This window comes from Acidimicrobium ferrooxidans DSM 10331 (assembly GCF_000023265.1).
Taxonomy (GTDB): domain Bacteria; phylum Actinomycetota; class Acidimicrobiia; order Acidimicrobiales; family Acidimicrobiaceae; genus Acidimicrobium; species Acidimicrobium ferrooxidans.
Map to the genome: position 1 here is coordinate 131,108 of NC_013124.1, position 16,043 is coordinate 147,150.

At 68.7% G+C, this 16,043-nt stretch carries 16 protein-coding genes; all 16 read left to right on the forward strand.

Annotated features, from left to right (window positions below; translation table 11 throughout):
- The first annotated feature begins 48 nt into the window (after positions 1-48).
- The 16 genes from AFER_RS00615 (at position 49) to fliE (ending at position 16,040) form a co-directional block, all read left to right on the forward strand.
- Positions 49-387 carry a ribulose bisphosphate carboxylase small subunit gene (locus tag AFER_RS00615; RefSeq protein WP_015797594.1) on the forward strand — a complete coding sequence of 113 codons (339 nt, stop codon included), beginning with the start codon at positions 49-51 and terminating at the stop codon, positions 385-387.
- Positions 388-711: 324 nt separating this feature from the next.
- On the forward strand, positions 712-2,487 hold the full coding sequence (locus AFER_RS00620; protein WP_143711890.1) for an alpha-carboxysome scaffolding protein CsoS2: 1,776 nt from the start codon (positions 712-714) through the stop codon (positions 2,485-2,487).
- 28 nt (positions 2,488-2,515) lie between these two features.
- Positions 2,516-4,105: a carboxysome shell carbonic anhydrase gene (locus AFER_RS00625; RefSeq protein ID WP_015797596.1), complete on the forward strand. Its 1,590-nt coding sequence runs from the start codon at positions 2,516-2,518 to the stop codon at positions 4,103-4,105.
- Positions 4,102-4,353: an alpha-carboxysome shell vertex protein CsoS4 gene (csoS4, locus tag AFER_RS00630; protein ID WP_015797597.1), complete on the forward strand. Its 252-nt coding sequence runs from the start codon at positions 4,102-4,104 to the stop codon at positions 4,351-4,353. The genes AFER_RS00625 and csoS4 overlap by 4 nt, the downstream gene beginning before the upstream one ends.
- 122 nt (positions 4,354-4,475) lie before the next feature.
- Entirely contained in the window at positions 4,476-4,787 is a 312-nt protein-coding gene (gene csoS1 / locus AFER_RS00635; RefSeq protein ID WP_015797598.1) for an alpha-carboxysome major shell protein CsoS1, read from the forward strand.
- Between the two features lie 27 nt (positions 4,788-4,814).
- A complete protein-coding gene (gene csoS1 / locus AFER_RS00640; protein ID WP_015797599.1) occupies positions 4,815-5,126 on the forward strand; it encodes an alpha-carboxysome major shell protein CsoS1 in 312 nt (103 codons plus the stop codon).
- Positions 5,127-5,153: 27 nt separating this feature from the next.
- Positions 5,154-5,477 (forward strand): alpha-carboxysome major shell protein CsoS1, encoded by a 324-nt coding sequence (gene csoS1 / locus AFER_RS00645; protein ID WP_015797600.1) that lies wholly within the window; start codon positions 5,154-5,156, stop codon positions 5,475-5,477.
- A gap of 9 nt (positions 5,478-5,486) precedes the next feature.
- Positions 5,487-5,942, forward strand: a complete 456-nt coding sequence (locus AFER_RS00650; protein ID WP_015797601.1) for a ferritin-like domain-containing protein — start codon at positions 5,487-5,489, stop codon at positions 5,940-5,942.
- Entirely contained in the window at positions 5,935-6,195 is a 261-nt protein-coding gene (locus tag AFER_RS00655) for a hypothetical protein (RefSeq protein ID WP_015797602.1), read from the forward strand. Before AFER_RS00650 ends, AFER_RS00655 begins: the two co-directional genes overlap by 8 nt.
- Positions 6,179-6,832, forward strand: coding sequence for an AAA family ATPase (locus AFER_RS00660; protein WP_015797603.1), 654 nt, complete (start codon positions 6,179-6,181; stop codon positions 6,830-6,832). Before AFER_RS00655 ends, AFER_RS00660 begins: the two co-directional genes overlap by 17 nt.
- Positions 6,833-7,204: 372 nt before the next feature.
- On the forward strand, positions 7,205-8,011 hold the full coding sequence (locus AFER_RS00670; protein ID WP_015797605.1) for a CbbQ/NirQ/NorQ/GpvN family protein: 807 nt from the start codon (positions 7,205-7,207) through the stop codon (positions 8,009-8,011).
- 12 nt (positions 8,012-8,023) lie between these two features.
- On the forward strand, positions 8,024-10,369 hold the full coding sequence (locus AFER_RS00675; protein WP_015797606.1) for a nitric oxide reductase activation protein NorD: 2,346 nt from the start codon (positions 8,024-8,026) through the stop codon (positions 10,367-10,369).
- A gap of 261 nt (positions 10,370-10,630) precedes the next feature.
- Positions 10,631-14,779, forward strand: coding sequence for a putative inorganic carbon transporter subunit DabA (locus AFER_RS11425; RefSeq protein ID WP_015797607.1), 4,149 nt, complete (start codon positions 10,631-10,633; stop codon positions 14,777-14,779).
- 197 nt (positions 14,780-14,976) lie between these two features.
- Positions 14,977-15,312 carry a flagellar basal body rod protein FlgB gene (locus tag AFER_RS00685; RefSeq protein ID WP_015797608.1) on the forward strand — a complete coding sequence of 112 codons (336 nt, stop codon included), beginning with the start codon at positions 14,977-14,979 and terminating at the stop codon, positions 15,310-15,312.
- On the forward strand, positions 15,313-15,747 hold the full coding sequence (locus AFER_RS00690) for a flagellar basal body rod protein FlgC (protein WP_015797609.1): 435 nt from the start codon (positions 15,313-15,315) through the stop codon (positions 15,745-15,747). It abuts the gene before it with no gap.
- Complete coding sequence (gene fliE / locus AFER_RS00695) at positions 15,744-16,040, forward strand: flagellar hook-basal body complex protein FliE (RefSeq protein ID WP_015797610.1); 297 nt, start codon at positions 15,744-15,746, stop codon at positions 16,038-16,040. The genes AFER_RS00690 and fliE overlap by 4 nt, the downstream gene beginning before the upstream one ends.
- Positions 16,041-16,043: the final 3 nt, after the last annotated feature.

Consider the following 16,043-nt stretch of genomic DNA (forward strand, 5'->3'; position numbering starts at 1 on the left):
GTTCGACGAGGTGGCGCAGCGTGCGCCACCTGGACCTAAGGAGCACACATGGCTGACGTTCAGGAGTATCGCACGTCACGGCGCTACGAGCTGTTCTCGTACCTGCCCCAGATGACCCCGGAGCAGATTCGCAAGCAGGTGCTGTACCTGATCTCGAAGGGCTGGAACCCGAGCGTGGAGCACGTCGAGCCCCATCGCTCGATGGAGCGCTTCTGGTACATGTGGAAGCTGCCGATGTTCGGCGAGCAGTCGGCGGAGGTGGTGCTCGCCGAGCTCGAGGAGTGCCGCCGTGCCTACCCCGATCACCTCGTGCGGCTCGTGGGCTACGACAACTACACCCAGAGCCAGGGCATCGCGTTCGTGGTGTACCGAGGCCAGGGGTCCTGAGCGGCTGGCGCTCCTCGACGCCGGGACCAGCGCGACCTCGCGGTTCGCGCGAGGTCGCGCGGTGGGGCCGTGAGGCTGAGGCATGCGAAGCAAGGAGATGGCGACGGTGCGCGCGAGCGACGCGAGCGAGTCGCCAAGTAGGTCGAGGTCGTGGTGGTGACGAAGGGAGGGCCCCGAGTGAGCGAGTCGTCCACAGCCGGCGGGGCGGTGCGTTCTGGCCGCGCGTTGGCGCAGCAGCGTCGGCGTGAGCAAGCGCTTCGTCGCGCGAACGCACGAACGTCGCCGAGGCACGACGCAGACGATCGTTCGCTTCGGGTCGCACCGATGGCGACTGACCCGGTCGAGGCGCGGCCGACGACCACCGAGGGTGGCTCGTGCGGGTGCGACCACCTCGAGCCGCCCGTCTCCGCGGTCGCGACGTCAAGTGAACTCTCGGTCTCGGTGCGCGGGTATGTCTCGGTGGATGATGCGCTGCGTGGCCTGCGCGGCCGTGAGGCCGCCAAGGTGCGTCGCCAGCTCCTGTGCGTGCAGGGGCGAGGCGATCTGGCGGCGTGCCGTCCGACGGGCCGGATGCGCCGTCGCGACACGGTGGCGCCCAAGGTGGAAGAGGGCACGACCCTTGCCGGCACCAGGGTGACCGGTACGCAGGTCGAGCTCACGGCGACCATGACGGGTGCGGATGCGGGCAGCTGCCGGGTGATCAGCGGCACACAGTACGTGGGCATCGAGCAGTTCGAGGAGCGCTGCGACGAGGTCCCGGAGGCGCCCCCGGCCAAGGTCAGCGTCGGACGCACGGCGGCAGGGCGCCGCGTGAGCGGCACCTCCCTCGCGCCGAGCCCCAGCGTGACGGGCTCCGAGGCAGGTGCGTGCCGGCGTGTCACCGGCGTGGACTACCTGGAGGCGAACGCGGTCGAGGAGGCGTGTGGCGTCGTCCCCGAGCCGGCGCCAGCCAAGGTGACGGTGGGCGAGACGGTCCAGGGCCAGCGTGTCACGGGCGTCGTGGTCGATCGTCCAGCTGCGGTCACCGGTGACGACGTCGGCCGGCGCCAGCGCGTGACGGGCAGCCAGTACCAGCACCCTGAGTGGATTCGAGGCGAGTCCCGCAATGGTTCGTCGGTGCCGCACAAGGTGAGCGTCATGAGCACGGTGCGGGGTCGGCCGGTCACCGGAACCATCGTGACGCCCGATCCCACCATCACCGGGGCCGATCGCGGGGCGTGCGTCGAGGTGACGGGGACGGAGTACGAGGACAGCTTGGCCAAGTACCAGGCGTGCAATCGGCAACCGGCACCTGGTCCGCACAAGGTGAGTGTGATGCGGACCTGGCGCGGGGAAGTCGTGACCGGAACCAGCGTCGAGCACGACCCGCGGGTCACCGGTGACGAGGCCGGGCAGTGCGAGGACGTGACCGGCACGCCCTACGTGGGACCAGGCCAGTACGAGGCCGTCTGCGCGACCGATCCGGTTCGCCAGGGCGCTCCTGGTGGATCGTCGATCGCGATCTCGGGAACGCGTGTCAGTGGGAGCGATCGTGTGACGGGGGACGAGCGTGGCCGTTCCGTCACCGTGAGCGGGACTCCGTACCAGCGTGGGCCCTCTGGCGATGCCGAGCGCGGCGTGAGCGCGTGGGGGGCGACGTTCAGCATCACCACGCCAGCACGTGCTGCGCGTGAACGGGCGCGGGCGCGCGTCACCGGCACCGGCTACCAGCGCGGTACGGCTCGGATCACGGGGCCACTCGACCTCGCCCTCGGTCTTGTCTCGGGTACGCCAGAGTTTCGCTATCACGCCGGCTCGGACGCCGAACAGCAGGTGCCCGCTCGCGAGGCGGCCGTCACGGGAGAGGGGCGCGAGGAGGGCTTTGCCATCACCGGCGATGCCTGGGATCGTTCGGCCACCATCACCGGGACAGAAGGGGCCTCCGCATGGCGCAATCCGACGTTGCGGGGAACCCCTCGTCGGCGCGAGCAGGTGGCCAGAAGCGCCGACCAGCGGGCAGCGGCAGCTCGCGAGCTCCCCGCCAGCGCCCGCATCACCGGCAGCACCGGTGGCGTGAGCGAGGGGCCGGTCGTGACGTTCTCGGGCGGGTCGCGCGGATGATCTTCCTCCAGATGAAGCGGACGGTCCCATGAACACGCGCAATCGCCGGGGGCGCTACGGCGGGCCGACTCCGTCGCATGGCCCCTACGGGCTGGGTACGGCGCAAGGACGTCTGTCGGGCCAGGACGCGCATCGCGACCACGGCGAAGCGGCCGGGGTCAGCCGTCGCTCGAGGAACGCGCATCCACTCACCGATCACGCCGCCAACGAGCGACTTGCTCGATTCGAACGCCTCGTGCGAGGGCGGTTCGACGCGGTGGTACCGACACTGAAGGCGATCGGAACGCTTGCTCCGACCGACGACCTCGCCGAACGTGCTGCGTCGATGGCTCGGGCCGAGCTCGGTGTGGCGTTGCCGGCAGAGCTGTTCGAGTCTGCCTGGATCACGGGTCTCGACATGCGCCGCCTGTACGCGGTCACGATGGCAGAGACCATCCATGCGGTCGCGGCCGAGACGCATGCGTTCGCCGGCACCGAGTCGGACACCATGACCGGTTTCCTGCTCGAGTGCGGCTTCCACGCCGTCGACATCTCGCCCTGCTCCGATGGGCGGCTGAAGGGTGTCATTCGCTCGATCCTGCGCCTGCCGGACGACGCCGTGCGCAGTCGCAAGGCCTACGCGGGCGCCATGTTCGACGTCGAAGCGAACGTTCGCCGGTGGATCGAGACGGAGCTGCTGCGCTTTCGCGAGGGGAGTCCCGTGCCGCCGTCGGCCGGGACGCGGTATCTGAAGATCGCGGTCTATCACTGGAGCAGGTCGGATCCCGATTACGAGGGGTGCGCGGCGCACGGCTCCGACCAGCGGGCCGCCGCCGCGGCAGCACTGTCGCGCCTCCGCGAGCTTCGCGAAGCCGTCGAGAACAGCTTCTTCTGCGGCGCCTCCATCGATCTGTTGTTGATCGGCGTCGACACGGACACCGATGCCATCCGCGTTCACGTCCCCGATGCGCTCGGCGACATGGACCTCGATCGCTACGTGGACAACCTCGATCTCTATCGCCAGACCATCGACGATGACGTGACGACGGCGCGCATGCGCGTGCATCGCGCCATCGAAGCTGCGAGCGCCGATCACCCTGGCGGGCCGCCGCACGAGGGCATGCGACGGCTCATTGCGACGCTGCTCATCAACAACCTGTCGCAGATCGACTACGTCCGATCGACCTGGGGCGAGCGCTACCCGGACGTCGGCCACGCCGAGGCCTTCATCAGCGTCGGTGACGGCTTCGAGGAGTTCCAGGTTCGCAACCTCGCCTACTTCGTCTTCCTCCAGACGGTCGAGGAGGCGGCGACCGACCTCGACGTGGGCATCGGGCTGTTCCAGCGTCGGCCCGAGCGCCGTGGGTTGCCGATCCCGATCGCGATCCACTTTCGCTACGACCGTCGGGTCCCGGGCAGTCGGGAGCGAGCCATCGAGCGGTGCGTGCGCGTGCGCTCGGCGATCCGAGCGCGCTATCGAGATCTGTGCGCGGCCGGGCTGCTCGCGTGCGACATGAGCATCCAGGAGCGAACCTTCTCGAGCCCGATCGAGGTGATCGAAGCGCCGAGTGACGGTCCGGCGAACGAGGATCCGCTGCGCCTCGAGCAGCGTACGGGGCGAGAGGGGGGCAGGCGATGAAGGTCTACCAAGTCGAGAAGACGCTCGTGTCCACCAATCGCATCCCCGGTCTCAAGAATCTCCCGCTGCTCGTGGTGCGCGAGCGCAACGGCTCCCAGAGCGTGGCGGTCGACGCGGTCGGCTGCGTCCCTGGCGACTGGGTCATCTGCGTCAGCGGATCGGGCAGTCGGGCGGCGACGGGAGACAAGGACTATCCGACCGACCTCACCATCGTCGGCATCATCGACTACTGGGACGAGGACGGCTAGCGACGAGCTGCCGGTGCGATGCGTCGGCAGCAATGGGGCTTCCTGGGCGTGCGAGCGCACGACCAGGGCGCAAGGGCAGGGGCCACAGGCGTATGGGCAAGGGGCCCGAGCAAGGAGGAACGATGGCAACAGGGGTGAGCGGCATCGCGCTCGGCATGATCGAGACTCGCGGTCTCGTGCCGGCGATCGAGGCAGCGGACGCGATGACGAAGGCGGCGGAGGTGCGCCTCGTCGGTCGTCAGTTCGTCGGTGGCGGCTACGTCACGGTGTTGGTTCGGGGTGAGACCGGCGCGGTGAACGCAGCCGTGCGTGCGGGTGCGGACGCGTGCGAGCGGGTCGGCGACGGCCTCGTGGCGGCACACATCATCGCTCGGGTGCACTCCGAGGTGGAGAAGATCCTTCCTGACGGCGAGGACATGGCCGCCGGGGCGTAGGGAAGAGGCGAGAAGGGAGCGTTGACGATGGCAACAGGGGTGAGCGGCATCGCGCTCGGCATGATCGAGACTCGCGGTCTCGTGCCGGCGATCGAGGCAGCGGACGCGATGACGAAGGCGGCGGAGGTGCGCCTCGTCGGTCGTCAGTTCGTCGGTGGCGGCTACGTCACGGTGTTGGTTCGGGGTGAGACCGGCGCGGTGAACGCAGCCGTGCGTGCGGGTGCGGACGCGTGCGAGCGGGTCGGCGACGGCCTCGTGGCGGCACACATCATCGCTCGGGTGCACTCCGAGGTGGAGAAGATCCTTCCTGACGGCGAGGACATGGGCGCTGGGGCGTAGGGAAGAGGCGAGAAGGGAGCGTTGACGATGGCAACAGGGGTGAGCGGCATCGCGCTCGGCATGATCGAGACTCGCGGTCTCGTGCCGGCGATCGAGGCAGCGGACGCGATGACGAAGGCGGCGGAGGTGCGCCTCGTCGGTCGTCAGTTCGTCGGTGGCGGCTACGTCACGGTGTTGGTTCGGGGTGAGACCGGCGCGGTGAACGCAGCCGTGCGTGCGGGTGCGGACGCGTGCGAGCGGGTCGGCGACGGCCTCGTGGCGGCACACATCATCGCTCGGGTGCACTCCGAGGTGGAGAAGATCCTTCCTGACGGCGAGGACATGGGCGCTGGCAGCGTGGCGGCGCGCTAGGCGGTCGAGGTGACCCAGGACCACAGGCTGGCCGGCTTTGTCGTGCGCGCGTTGCGTGCAGAGATCATCGCGGTCGAGCACTACCTCGCACAGGCGAGCCTGGTGGAACTGTGGGGCTACCCCGCGTTGGCCGATCGCTTCTCGAACGATGCGCGTGACGAACTCGATCACCAGCACCGGATTCTCCGGCACGCGGTGTCGGTGGGCATCGCGCCACGCGCCATCGACCTGCCGCCACTACGGTTTGGACGGAGCGTGGAGGAGCTCGTAATGATGGACCGGGCATTCGAGCTCGACGTCGTTCGACTCTACGGCGAGGCGGTCGACTACTGCGGGCGGATGGGCCCGGCCTCGAGTCTCGAGCTCTTCGCCGGGCTCTACGGGGAGGAGGTCGAGCACCTGGCGTCGATCGACGCCCTGATCGTTGAGATCCGATCCGAGAGGAGGGGGCGGGATCGTGGCTGAGGCCGCCGCGCCACGATCCTGGCGCTTCGTGTTCGACGACTACGCAACCCTGCGGCGCTTCCTCGATGAGCTCGCGTCGATCTTCGAGGAGCATGGGTACTACCCCAACCAGAGCTTCCATCGCGCCGACGTCACCATCACCATCGATCCCGCGAGTGCCAACGGCAACGACCAGGGCGTTCGGGCGGTCGAAGCCGCTCTCGATGCGTTCGTGGCCCGTGGGGTGGGGCAGGCAGATGACCAGCGGTCCTGACGCGAGTGATTCGAGCCTCGTGGTCGCGGTGGTGAACGCCAAGGGCGGATCGGGCAAGACGACGCTCGCGCTGCACGTGGGCGTCGGTCTTGCGAGGCGCGGCCCCACGCTCCTCGTCGATGCGGATCCGCAGCGGTCGCTGACCTTCTGGACGGCGATGGCACCTCCTCGAGCTGCGTTGCCACCGGTAGCGGAGGCCTCGCGGGACGTGGTGACCGTGCTGCGCGCTGCGCGGGCGGACTACCGCTACGTCGTGGTCGACTGTCCACCGACGCCGATCCGAGGCACCGTGCGTGCCATCGTCGAGGTCGCCGATCGTGTGGTGGTCCCGATCCTCGCATCTCCGGTCGATCTGTGGACGAGTGCGGAGACGTTCTGGTCGTTGCGCAGGCTCGCGACTGGGGACCGTGCGCGTCGGTTCGTCGGTGTGCTCAATCAGGTCGAGCCGCGGAGCGCGCTGTCGGCGTCCGTTCGGCGCGCGGCGCTCGCACTCGATGTGCCGCTCACCGCCGTCGCGCTGGGCCGGCGTGTCGTCTACCGACAGGCGGCGGCCGAGGGGCGGAGCGTGTACGCGATGGGCAAGCGAGCGATGGCAGCGATCGAGGAGATCGAGGCCCTCATCCAGGAGGTGGTGTGATGGCAGAGGACTTGAGTGATCGCTTGGTGCGGGAGGTGAGCCAGGTCCGTGCGATCCGAGCCAAGCAGACAAGCGCGTCGAAGGGGGCAAGCGTCGCCGGCTCAGAACCGACGGCGCGAGCCACCGAACCTGCCAAGCCCCGACCCAGACGGCGTGCCTCCTCGACTGTCGAGCGCGAGGTCACGCCTCCGGCCGACGGCGAGGCCGTCGAACAACCGGTGGCGCGCCCTCGGACGAGACGTCCTCCACTTGCCGTGTGGCCTGACTGATGCGGATCGCGGGGCGGTGCTCGTGACGGTCGGGCCGACACTGTCTCACCGAGGAGCACCGTTTCACCGAGCAATACCGTCTCGCCGAGGAAAGGAGTGAGTCGTGGTCGCACCCCAAGTTGCGCCCTACGTCATCGACACGGAGCCCTACTACCGACCGGTCGCGAACGAGATCGCGCTCTTCGAAGCCGCGTACTCGGTGCGGATGCCCGTCATGTTGAAGGGCCCGACCGGGTCGGGCAAGACGCGCTTCGTCGAGTACATGGCCTGGCGCCTTGGCAAGCCGCTCATCACCGTCGCGTGCAACGAGGACATGACGGCCTCGGACCTCGTCGGACGCTTCTTGCTCGACGCCGGTGGCACCCGGTGGCAGGACGGACCGCTCACGATCGCGGCCCGCTACGGGGCGCTGTGCTACCTCGACGAGATCGTCGAGGCGCGCCAGGACACGACCGTGGTCATCCACCCGCTCACCGACGCTCGCCGAGTCCTGCCGCTCGACAAGAAGGGCGAGCTGGTCCAGGCTCACCCTGACTTCCAGGTGGTGATCTCCTACAACCCTGGCTACCAGAGTGTCATGAAGGACCTGAAGCAGTCGACGAAGCAGCGGTTCGGCGCCTTGGACTTCACCTATCCACCCGCGGCCATCGAGACGGAGATCGTCGCCCACGAGAGCGGGGTCGGCCACGACGATGCGAGTCGCCTCGTCTCCATCGCCGAGCGCGCGCGCAACCTCAAGGGACACGGGCTCGACGAGGGCATCTCGACCCGCATGCTGATCTACGCGGCCAGTCTGATCGCCCAGGGCGTCGATCGCATCGCCGCATGCGAGATGGCGCTCGTGTCGCCGATCACCGACGACCCCGACATGCGTGACGCGCTCGAGGCGGCGGTCACGACCTACTTCTAGGAGGGCCCTCCCGTGGCCATCGAGCTCGAGCGCTACCAGGGGCTCCTCGACTCTCTCGGCTCGCAAGCCGAGGAGGTGCTGCGTGCTGCCTGGGACGAAGCGACGCGCTCCTTCAGCCCACGCGGCCTCGAGGAGGTCTACCTCCGCTCGGCCGCGAGCCTCGCGGCGCTCGGGCGTGGGAGCGACCTCGTGGTCTCGTTCCTGCAGCATGCCCCCGCGCTGGCGCGTGAGCTCGGCGAGGACGCCGTGCGGGATCTGGTCGCGGCCTCGGTGGCGTTCTTCTCGAAGACCAGCGCCAGCGTGATCGCGGAGCTGATCGCGACGAGCCCTCGGGCGGCCGAGCGCCTCGGGGACCTGGAACTGTTCCGCTCGTACCTCGGGCTCATCGACCAGCTCCTCGGGCTGGCCCCCCGTGGCGTTCGCGGCCTCCTCGACCACCTCGACGTCCTGCTTGCGCAGCTGACCCTGAGCGGGTTGACGCGCTGGGCCCTCTGGGGTGCCCAAGTCCACAAGGTCGACTTCGAGGCCCAGCAGCGCTACTTCGCACTCGAGAGCCCCGATGCGCTCGCCATGCTCCAGCAGCAGCGTCGGGGACTGCTGTTCGTCGACGTCCAGCGTCGCTTGCAGGCCTACCTGCGCGCCCTGTGGGGCCGCGACTTCTTCCTTCGACCCGAGTCGGCCGATCCGCAGACGGCCGCGGTGGTACGACCGTTCATCGATGGATTCGTCGTCCACCTCCCCGACGCCTACGACGACACGGACGGGGTCGGTGGGCCGATCAGCGCGCTCGAGCAGTACCGTGCCGCGGCGGCGCACGCCGCTGCGCACCAGGTGGCGACCACACACGCCGTGGCTCGAGCCGAGCGATCGCGTCTCGAGGAACTCGTCGTCGGGATCCTCGAGGATGCACGCGTCGAGCGCGCAGCGATCGCGGCCTTCCCAGGGCTCGCCGCGCTCTGGGCGCGCTTCCACGTCGTCGATCTCGCCGCCGACGACCCCTCCTCGCTCGTCGCGCGGCTCGTTCGCTCTCTCCTCGTCGGCTGCGATACCGAGGCTCATCCGTGGGTCCGTGAGGCGTGCGAGCACGCTCGGGTGCTCGACGAGTTGGGCGGTGCCGAGGCAGCGGCAGCTCTCCCGGAGCTTGCTCGAACCCTCATCGACGCCGCACGCCGCTTCGGTGTCGAGCTCGACCAGGTCGACTCGCGAGCCGTCCTGCCGAGCTACCGCGACGACAATCGCTACGTCTTCGAGCGCGACGAAGCCATTCGCGCCCAGGCCGCCAACCTCGATCTCGCGCCCTCGCAGGTGCGCAAGTACGTGAGCGTGATGGAGATGATCAACGAGGTGGACGTGCCGAGCGCCGGCGACGACGCCGAGGAGATCTGGGTGCTCGCGACCGAGTTCTTCCGTGACGGCGAGGCCGAGAGCGTCAACGCCCAAGAGGGTCGGGAGCCGCCGCCCGTCGAGGTGCACTATCCCGAGTGGGACTACCAGGTCCAACTGGAGCGACCGAGCTGGACGACCGTGCTCGAGCGACGAGGACCCTTGGGCAGCCTGGAGGAGGCCGAGGCGATCCTCGCCAAGCATCGCCCCTTGCTCGGGCGGATGCGGCGCATCATGGAGGCGCTCGCCCCCGAGGGTGTCCAGCGCCTGCGCAAGCAGGAAGAGGGCGAGGAACTCGACATCAACGCGGCGGTCGATTTCGCAGTCGACCTGCGACGGGCCGAGGAGCCCGACCTCAGGGTGATGGTGAGGACACGGCGCATCGTCCGTGACCTTGCCTTCTTGCTGCTCATCGACACGTCCGAGTCGACGAACGATCAGGTGCTCGGCGCGGACGTGACGGTGATCGAGCTCGCTCGAGAGGCGACCTTGTTGCTCGCAGAATCGATCAATCGGGTCGGGGATCCGTTCGCGGTCCACGGGTTCGACTCCAACGGTCGCCATGCCGTCGAGTACGTTCGCTACAAGGACTTCGATGAGCGCTTCGGCGACGAGGCGCGCGCTCGTGTGGCCGGCATGACCGGCCAACTGTCGACGAGGATGGGCGCGGCGATTCGGCATGCGGGTGCCCATCTCGCACGCCAGCCCCAGCGTCGGCGACTGCTGCTCGTGCTCACCGACGGCGAGCCCGCCGACAACGACGTGCGCGATCCGCAGTACCTGCGTGCGGATGCACGCCGAGCCGTCGAGGAGCTGGCTCGCGCTGGTATCTCGACGTTCTGCCTGAGCCTCGATCCTCGCGCGGACCAGTACGTCGCGCGCATCTTCGGCCCGACCGGCTTCATCGTGCTCGACAACGTGGCGCGACTCCCGGAACGTCTGCCGCTGCTGTACGCGGCCCTCACGCGCTCGTGAGCAACACGTAAGTCTTTACTTGACGAACATCGCTTTCAAATGAGCTTTCGCATAGCGGAAGTGTATTTCCGGTCTAGTAGATTCTCTTTTCATGAGGAGCACGCCGACCGAGCGCCTTCACGGTGATGGTCGGCTGCAGGCTTCTGCTCGGCACCGGGTCGGTGCGGCGAGCGGTGGTGAGGTGCGCCCCGCGGTCGCGTTCTTACGGTGTCCGTGGCCGTGGCGGCCCCTCGCGGGGCTCGAGGGGAGAAGGGATCAAGCATGGGGAACCTGGTGAGTTCGTGGTTGCTCGCGGTCGCGGTGGTCGCCTACCTGGTGGTGGGTCTCGGTCTCCTGGTCGCGCGGGGCGCGGCCGGACGCAGTGCGCGACGGTGGACGACGGTGGCGTCGTGGGTCGGGCTCGTCGCCACGCTCGGCGCCTCGACGGCGTTCGTCGTCGGCCACGAACGATCGACCACGCTGGTCGCGGTGCCGTTGCCCGCACACCTCGGGCACGTCGCCGTCGATTCGCTCGTGAACGCCCTCACCATGATCGTCGTCACCTTGGTGGCGTTCGTGGGCACCGTGGTCGTACGCTACTCGACGTCCTATCTCCGTGACGACCCCGCTGAGCTGCGGTTCTATCGCTGGTTGAACGTGACGCTCGGCTTGTTCCTGTGGCTGATCGTCACCAACGACGTGTGGACGTTCTGGCTGCTGTTCGTCGGTGCGAGTCTGTCGCTCCACGAGCTGCTCGTGCTCTATCGCGATCGACCGCTGGCCGTCACGGCGGCGCGCAAGAACTTCGCGCTCGCCAGACTCGCGGACGTGAGTCTGGCGGTTGCGCTGGTGCTCGTCGTGGAGGCGACGGGGCGCTCGAGCTTCGCCGGCATCGCGGCGTGGTTCCACGGGGCGCACCCCCCGATCGGCGTCGATCTCGAGGTCGCCGCCGGGCTGATCGCTCTGACCGCGGTCGTCAAGAGCGGTGTCTTCCCGTTCCACGGGTGGCTGATCCAGGTCATGGAGGCGCCGACCCAGGTCTCGGCGCTCCTGCACGCGGGGCTCATCTACACGGGTGCCTTCCTCCTCCTGCGCATGAGCTGGCTGGTCGCGTCGGTGCCGTGGGTGTGGGTGGTGCTCAGCCTCGCCGTGATCGGGGTGTTCGTGTCGTCGCTGATGATGCTCACCGAGACGAACATCAAGGAGGCGCTCGCGTACTCGACCTCCGCCCAACTTGCGTTCATGATGATGGAGTGTGGGCTCGGGCTCTACAGCGTCGCGGTGCTCCACATCGTCGCACACTCGGTCTACAAGGCGCATGCATTCCTCTCGTCGGGAAGCGTGGTGGATGGCCATCGGGGCGCGATCCTCACCAAGGTCCCGGCGCGTCGAACGTTCGGGCAGGTCGAGGGCGCGCTCGCTATCTCCGCGCTCGTCACCGTGGGGATCGCCGAGCTCCTCCGGGTCGACGTGGTGCACGAGCCCACGTTGGCCGCCATCGGCTTCGTGGTCGCGGTCGCCATGACGCAGCTGCTGCTGCAGGGGGTCGGGGGGTCAGACCGTCAGGGACGTCGCTTGCTCGTGCGCGCGAGCGGCTTCAGTGTGCTCGTGGGTGCTGCCTACTTCGGTCTGCACGACGTCATGGTGCGCCTGCTCGGCTCCACGGTGCCGTCCGAGAGCGGCCAGGCGGACCACATCCCGGGGTGGGTGCTCGTCGTGGTCGTGGCGGCGTTCGTCGCCTTGCTCCACATCGGCCAGTTCCTCGGTCCACTCAGCCGGACCCGCTTCGGCCAGTGGCTCTACGTGGCGCTGTGGAACGGTCTGTGGGTGGATGCCGCCATGCGTCGCCTCGCGTGGTTCGACCACCTGCGCCTCGGTCATCGTCCGCTGCACGCCCCTACCGAGCCTGAGCCTGTTGCGGCGACGGGCGATGAGCCCGTGCCCGGATCGGCGGCCTCGGTGCTGGAGGCCGCGCGCGTGGCGTGCGACCGGATCGCGCCGGTGTGGCCGCTCCGGCACTTCGTCGCCGTGAACCCCTACTTCGGCATGCGCGACCTGTCGTTCTGGGAGGCCGACCGCTACCTCCAGACCATCGCAGGTTCTCGCCTGGTCATGCCGCTCGCCTACTACCGAGAGCAGCTGCAACAAGGACGCATCGGTCCACGCGATATCCGTGACGCAGCGCGTCGCCTTGGGCGCGAGGGGGCGGTCGAGGGCCTGCTCGCTCGCCTGGAGGAGGCTCGTAGTGAGCCGCTGCTCCCTCGGCTCCCGCTCTTCAGCGATCACCTCGGGCGCCTTCGCGGTCGGGACATCACCACGGCCATCGTCGAGCGGCTCAGCCATTTCCTGGCGGCCTACTTCGACGAGGGGCAAGCCACCTGGCACCTTCCGTGGCAGGGGAACTCGTTGTGGCAGGCGTGGCGGTCATCGGTCCAGGTCGACGCGACGCCGCGCATCCTCGGACTCCCGTGGCCCAAGTCGGCGCTCGCGGCCCTGCCCGAGACGCCCGAGGACGCCATCGCCGCTGCGCTGGGCGTGCTCGGCGTTGCTCACGAAGCGATCGAGGACTACTTGGTCGCTGCGTTGTTCTCCATCGGCGGGTGGGCGTCGTGGGCACGGTACCGACGGTGGCAGGCGGAGCTCGTCGGCTCGACCGACGAAACCCTGTTCGAACTGCTGGCGATCCACGTCTCGGCCGAGGCGATCCTCGCCCAGGGACTTGATGATCCTCGGGTGCTCGCCTCGTGGCGCGACGCCGTCGTGGCAGCCCATCGGTCCTGGGTCGCCTCGCGGCACGATCCGCTCGACGACGCCGCGATCATCCACACCGCGTTCGAGCTGCACTATCGGCGCCGGCTCGCGCGGACGCTGGCTGCCGGTGCTCGCGCCGGGGAGGCGCCCACCGGGGAGCGTCCTCGCGCCCAGCTCGCCTTCTGCATCGACGTGCGCTCGGAGGGCATCCGTCGCGCCGTCGAGGCCCGCGTCGCTGGCGCCCAGACGCTCGGCTTCGCCGGCTTCTTCGGCGTTCAGATGGAGTACGTCCCCTTCGGTACCGAGCACGCACGCGCACACCTGCCGGTCATCTTTGCGCCGCCCTATCGGATCCGCGAGGACCTCGTCGATGCCTCCGACGACGACCGTGCGCGTGCGGCGGAGCGACGTCGCCTTCGGCTCGGCGCCGGCGCGGTCTGGAAGACCTTCAAGTCCTCGGCGGCCTCCACCTTCACCTTCGTCGAGTCGACCGGGTTGGTCTATATCCCGAAGCTCTTCGGCGACGCCATGGGCTGGTCCCGCACGGTCGCGCACCCCGACGCCCGAGGTCTCGCTGGCGACCTGCGCGCCCGGCTGCGCCCGAGGCTGACGCCGATCGGTCATCCCGGGGGCAACGACGGGATCCCCGAGGATCGTCTCGCCGAGATCGGTCGCTTCATCCTCACCTCGATGGGCCTCACCGGCGGGTTCGCGCCGCTCGTGGTCCTGGTGGGGCATGGGAGCGAGACCGTCAACAACCCGCAAGGATCCGGGCTCGACTGCGGTGCCTGCGGGGGGCAGACGGGCGAGGTGAGCGCGAAGGTGGCGGCGGCGTTGCTCAACGATCCGCGAACCCGAGCAGGCCTCGAACGCGTGGGGATCTCGGTGCCGAGCGACACGGTGTTCGTCGCGGCGCTCCACTCCACGTTGACGGAGCAGGTGAGGCTCTTCGACGTCGACGCGCTCGATCCCGCCCATCGCACGCTCGCCCGCGACCTCGAGACCGATCTCGCCAGCGCGACCCGGCTCGCCGCGACGTGGCATGCGACCTCCCTCGGTGTGACCGCCGACCAGGATCTGGCGCACGACCTGGCGCGTCGTGGCCGCGACTGGGCGGAGGTTCGGCCGGAGTGGGGCCTCGTCGCCAACGCCGCCTTCATCGCGGCTCCACGCGCAAGGACCGCCCACGTCTCGCTCGAGGGCCGCGCGTTCCTCCACGACTACGACTGGCGCCACGACACGGACTTTGCGACCCTCACGCTCATCATGACCGCTCCGATGGTGGTCGCGAACTGGATCAACCTGCAGTACTACGCCTCGATGGTCGACAACCGGCGCTTCGGGAGCGGAACGAAGGTCCTCCACAACGTCGTCGGTGGTTCGATCGGAGTCCTCGAGGGCAACAACGGCGATCTGCGGGTCGGCCTCGCGCTGCAGTCATTGCACGACGGGACACGCTGGCTCCACGAGCCCGTGCGCCTCACCGTGGTGGTGGAGGCGCCTCGGGGCGCGATCGACCAGGTCGTCCGGGAACACCAGCTCGTTGCCGACCTCGTCGAGCACGGCTGGCTGGTCGTGACCCAACTCGAACCCGACGGCACTCTCTACGAACGCGAGGGCGATGGCCGTTGGCGCGCGGTCATCGACGACGATTCGTTGGCAGCGACCAGCGTTCGCTGACGGCACGGCGAGCGCGAGCGGCCTCGCTCGGCGGCCACCTGGACCGTTCGCGGTGTCGGTGGCTGCTCGTGGTCCGTGGCCTCGCTCGGCGATCCGTGCTCAAGGTCGTCGGCGTTCGCTCCGAGATCAGTGGCAGCCGCAGGATGCGAGCTACCGCTGATCCAAGGAGGGCGTGACCCGCACGGGGAGGACTCCGCGTGAGCACGACCGTCGAGGCGTTGAGCTTTGCGCTCGACGCGCTCCAGATCCAGAGCGACGCCATCGCCAACAACGTGGCCAACGTCGACACGCCTGGCTACATCCAGTCGAACGTGTCGTTCCAGTCGTCGCTCGCCGCTGCGCTCGCCAACGGTGGCACGGCCACCACCAGCGTGACCCCATCGTCGAACCCCGTGGGACTCAACGGCAACAACGTCTCGCTCGGCCAGGAGCTGACCCAGGCGACCACCAACGCCATGGACTACCAGGCAGTCTCGAACGAGCTGACGACGTACTTCCAAATCTTGTCGGGTTCGATGGGAGGCCAGTTCTAAGTGTCGCTGTTTCCAGCCATCGACGTCGCTGCCACCGGCGTGACGACCGAGCAAACCTGGCTCGACACCATCGCGTCCAACGTGGCGAACGTCAACGACCAGTCGGCCACGAACCAACCGATCTATCAGGAGCAAGAGGTGCTCGTGCAGCCCGTGGAGACGTCGCCGGTGACGGGCGTCGCGGACACGACCACGACGCCCGTCGGTTCGGGCGTCCAGGTCGACGCCATCGTCACCCCGTTGCCCAACGGGGTGCTCTCCTACGATCCGACCTCGACGCTCGCGAACGCGCAGGGCTACGTGAAGACGCCCGGGATCTCGCTCGCCCAGCAGCTCGGGAACCTCGTCAACGCTCAAACCTCCTACCAGGCCAACGTCGCGGTGATCAACCAGGCCAAGACGGCCTACGAGGCGATCCTCGGGATCCAGGCATGATCCCCCCGATCGCACCCCTGTCGTCAGCGCTGTCGGCGGCGGCGCCGGGTGCTGCGGGAGCGTCCACGCAGGGCGCGAGCGGCTTTGCCCAGGTGCTCGGATCGGTCATCGACCAGATCCAATCCACCCAAGCGACGGCCAACACCCAAGCGCAAGGCGTCGCCAGCGGCCAAGCGTCGATCTCGAACGCGATGGTCGCCTCCACCGAGTCGCTGTTGACCACCGAACTTGCGGTCCAGGTGCGTAACGGCGTCGTCGGCGCCATCGACCAGGTCATGTCGACGCAGTTCTAGGAG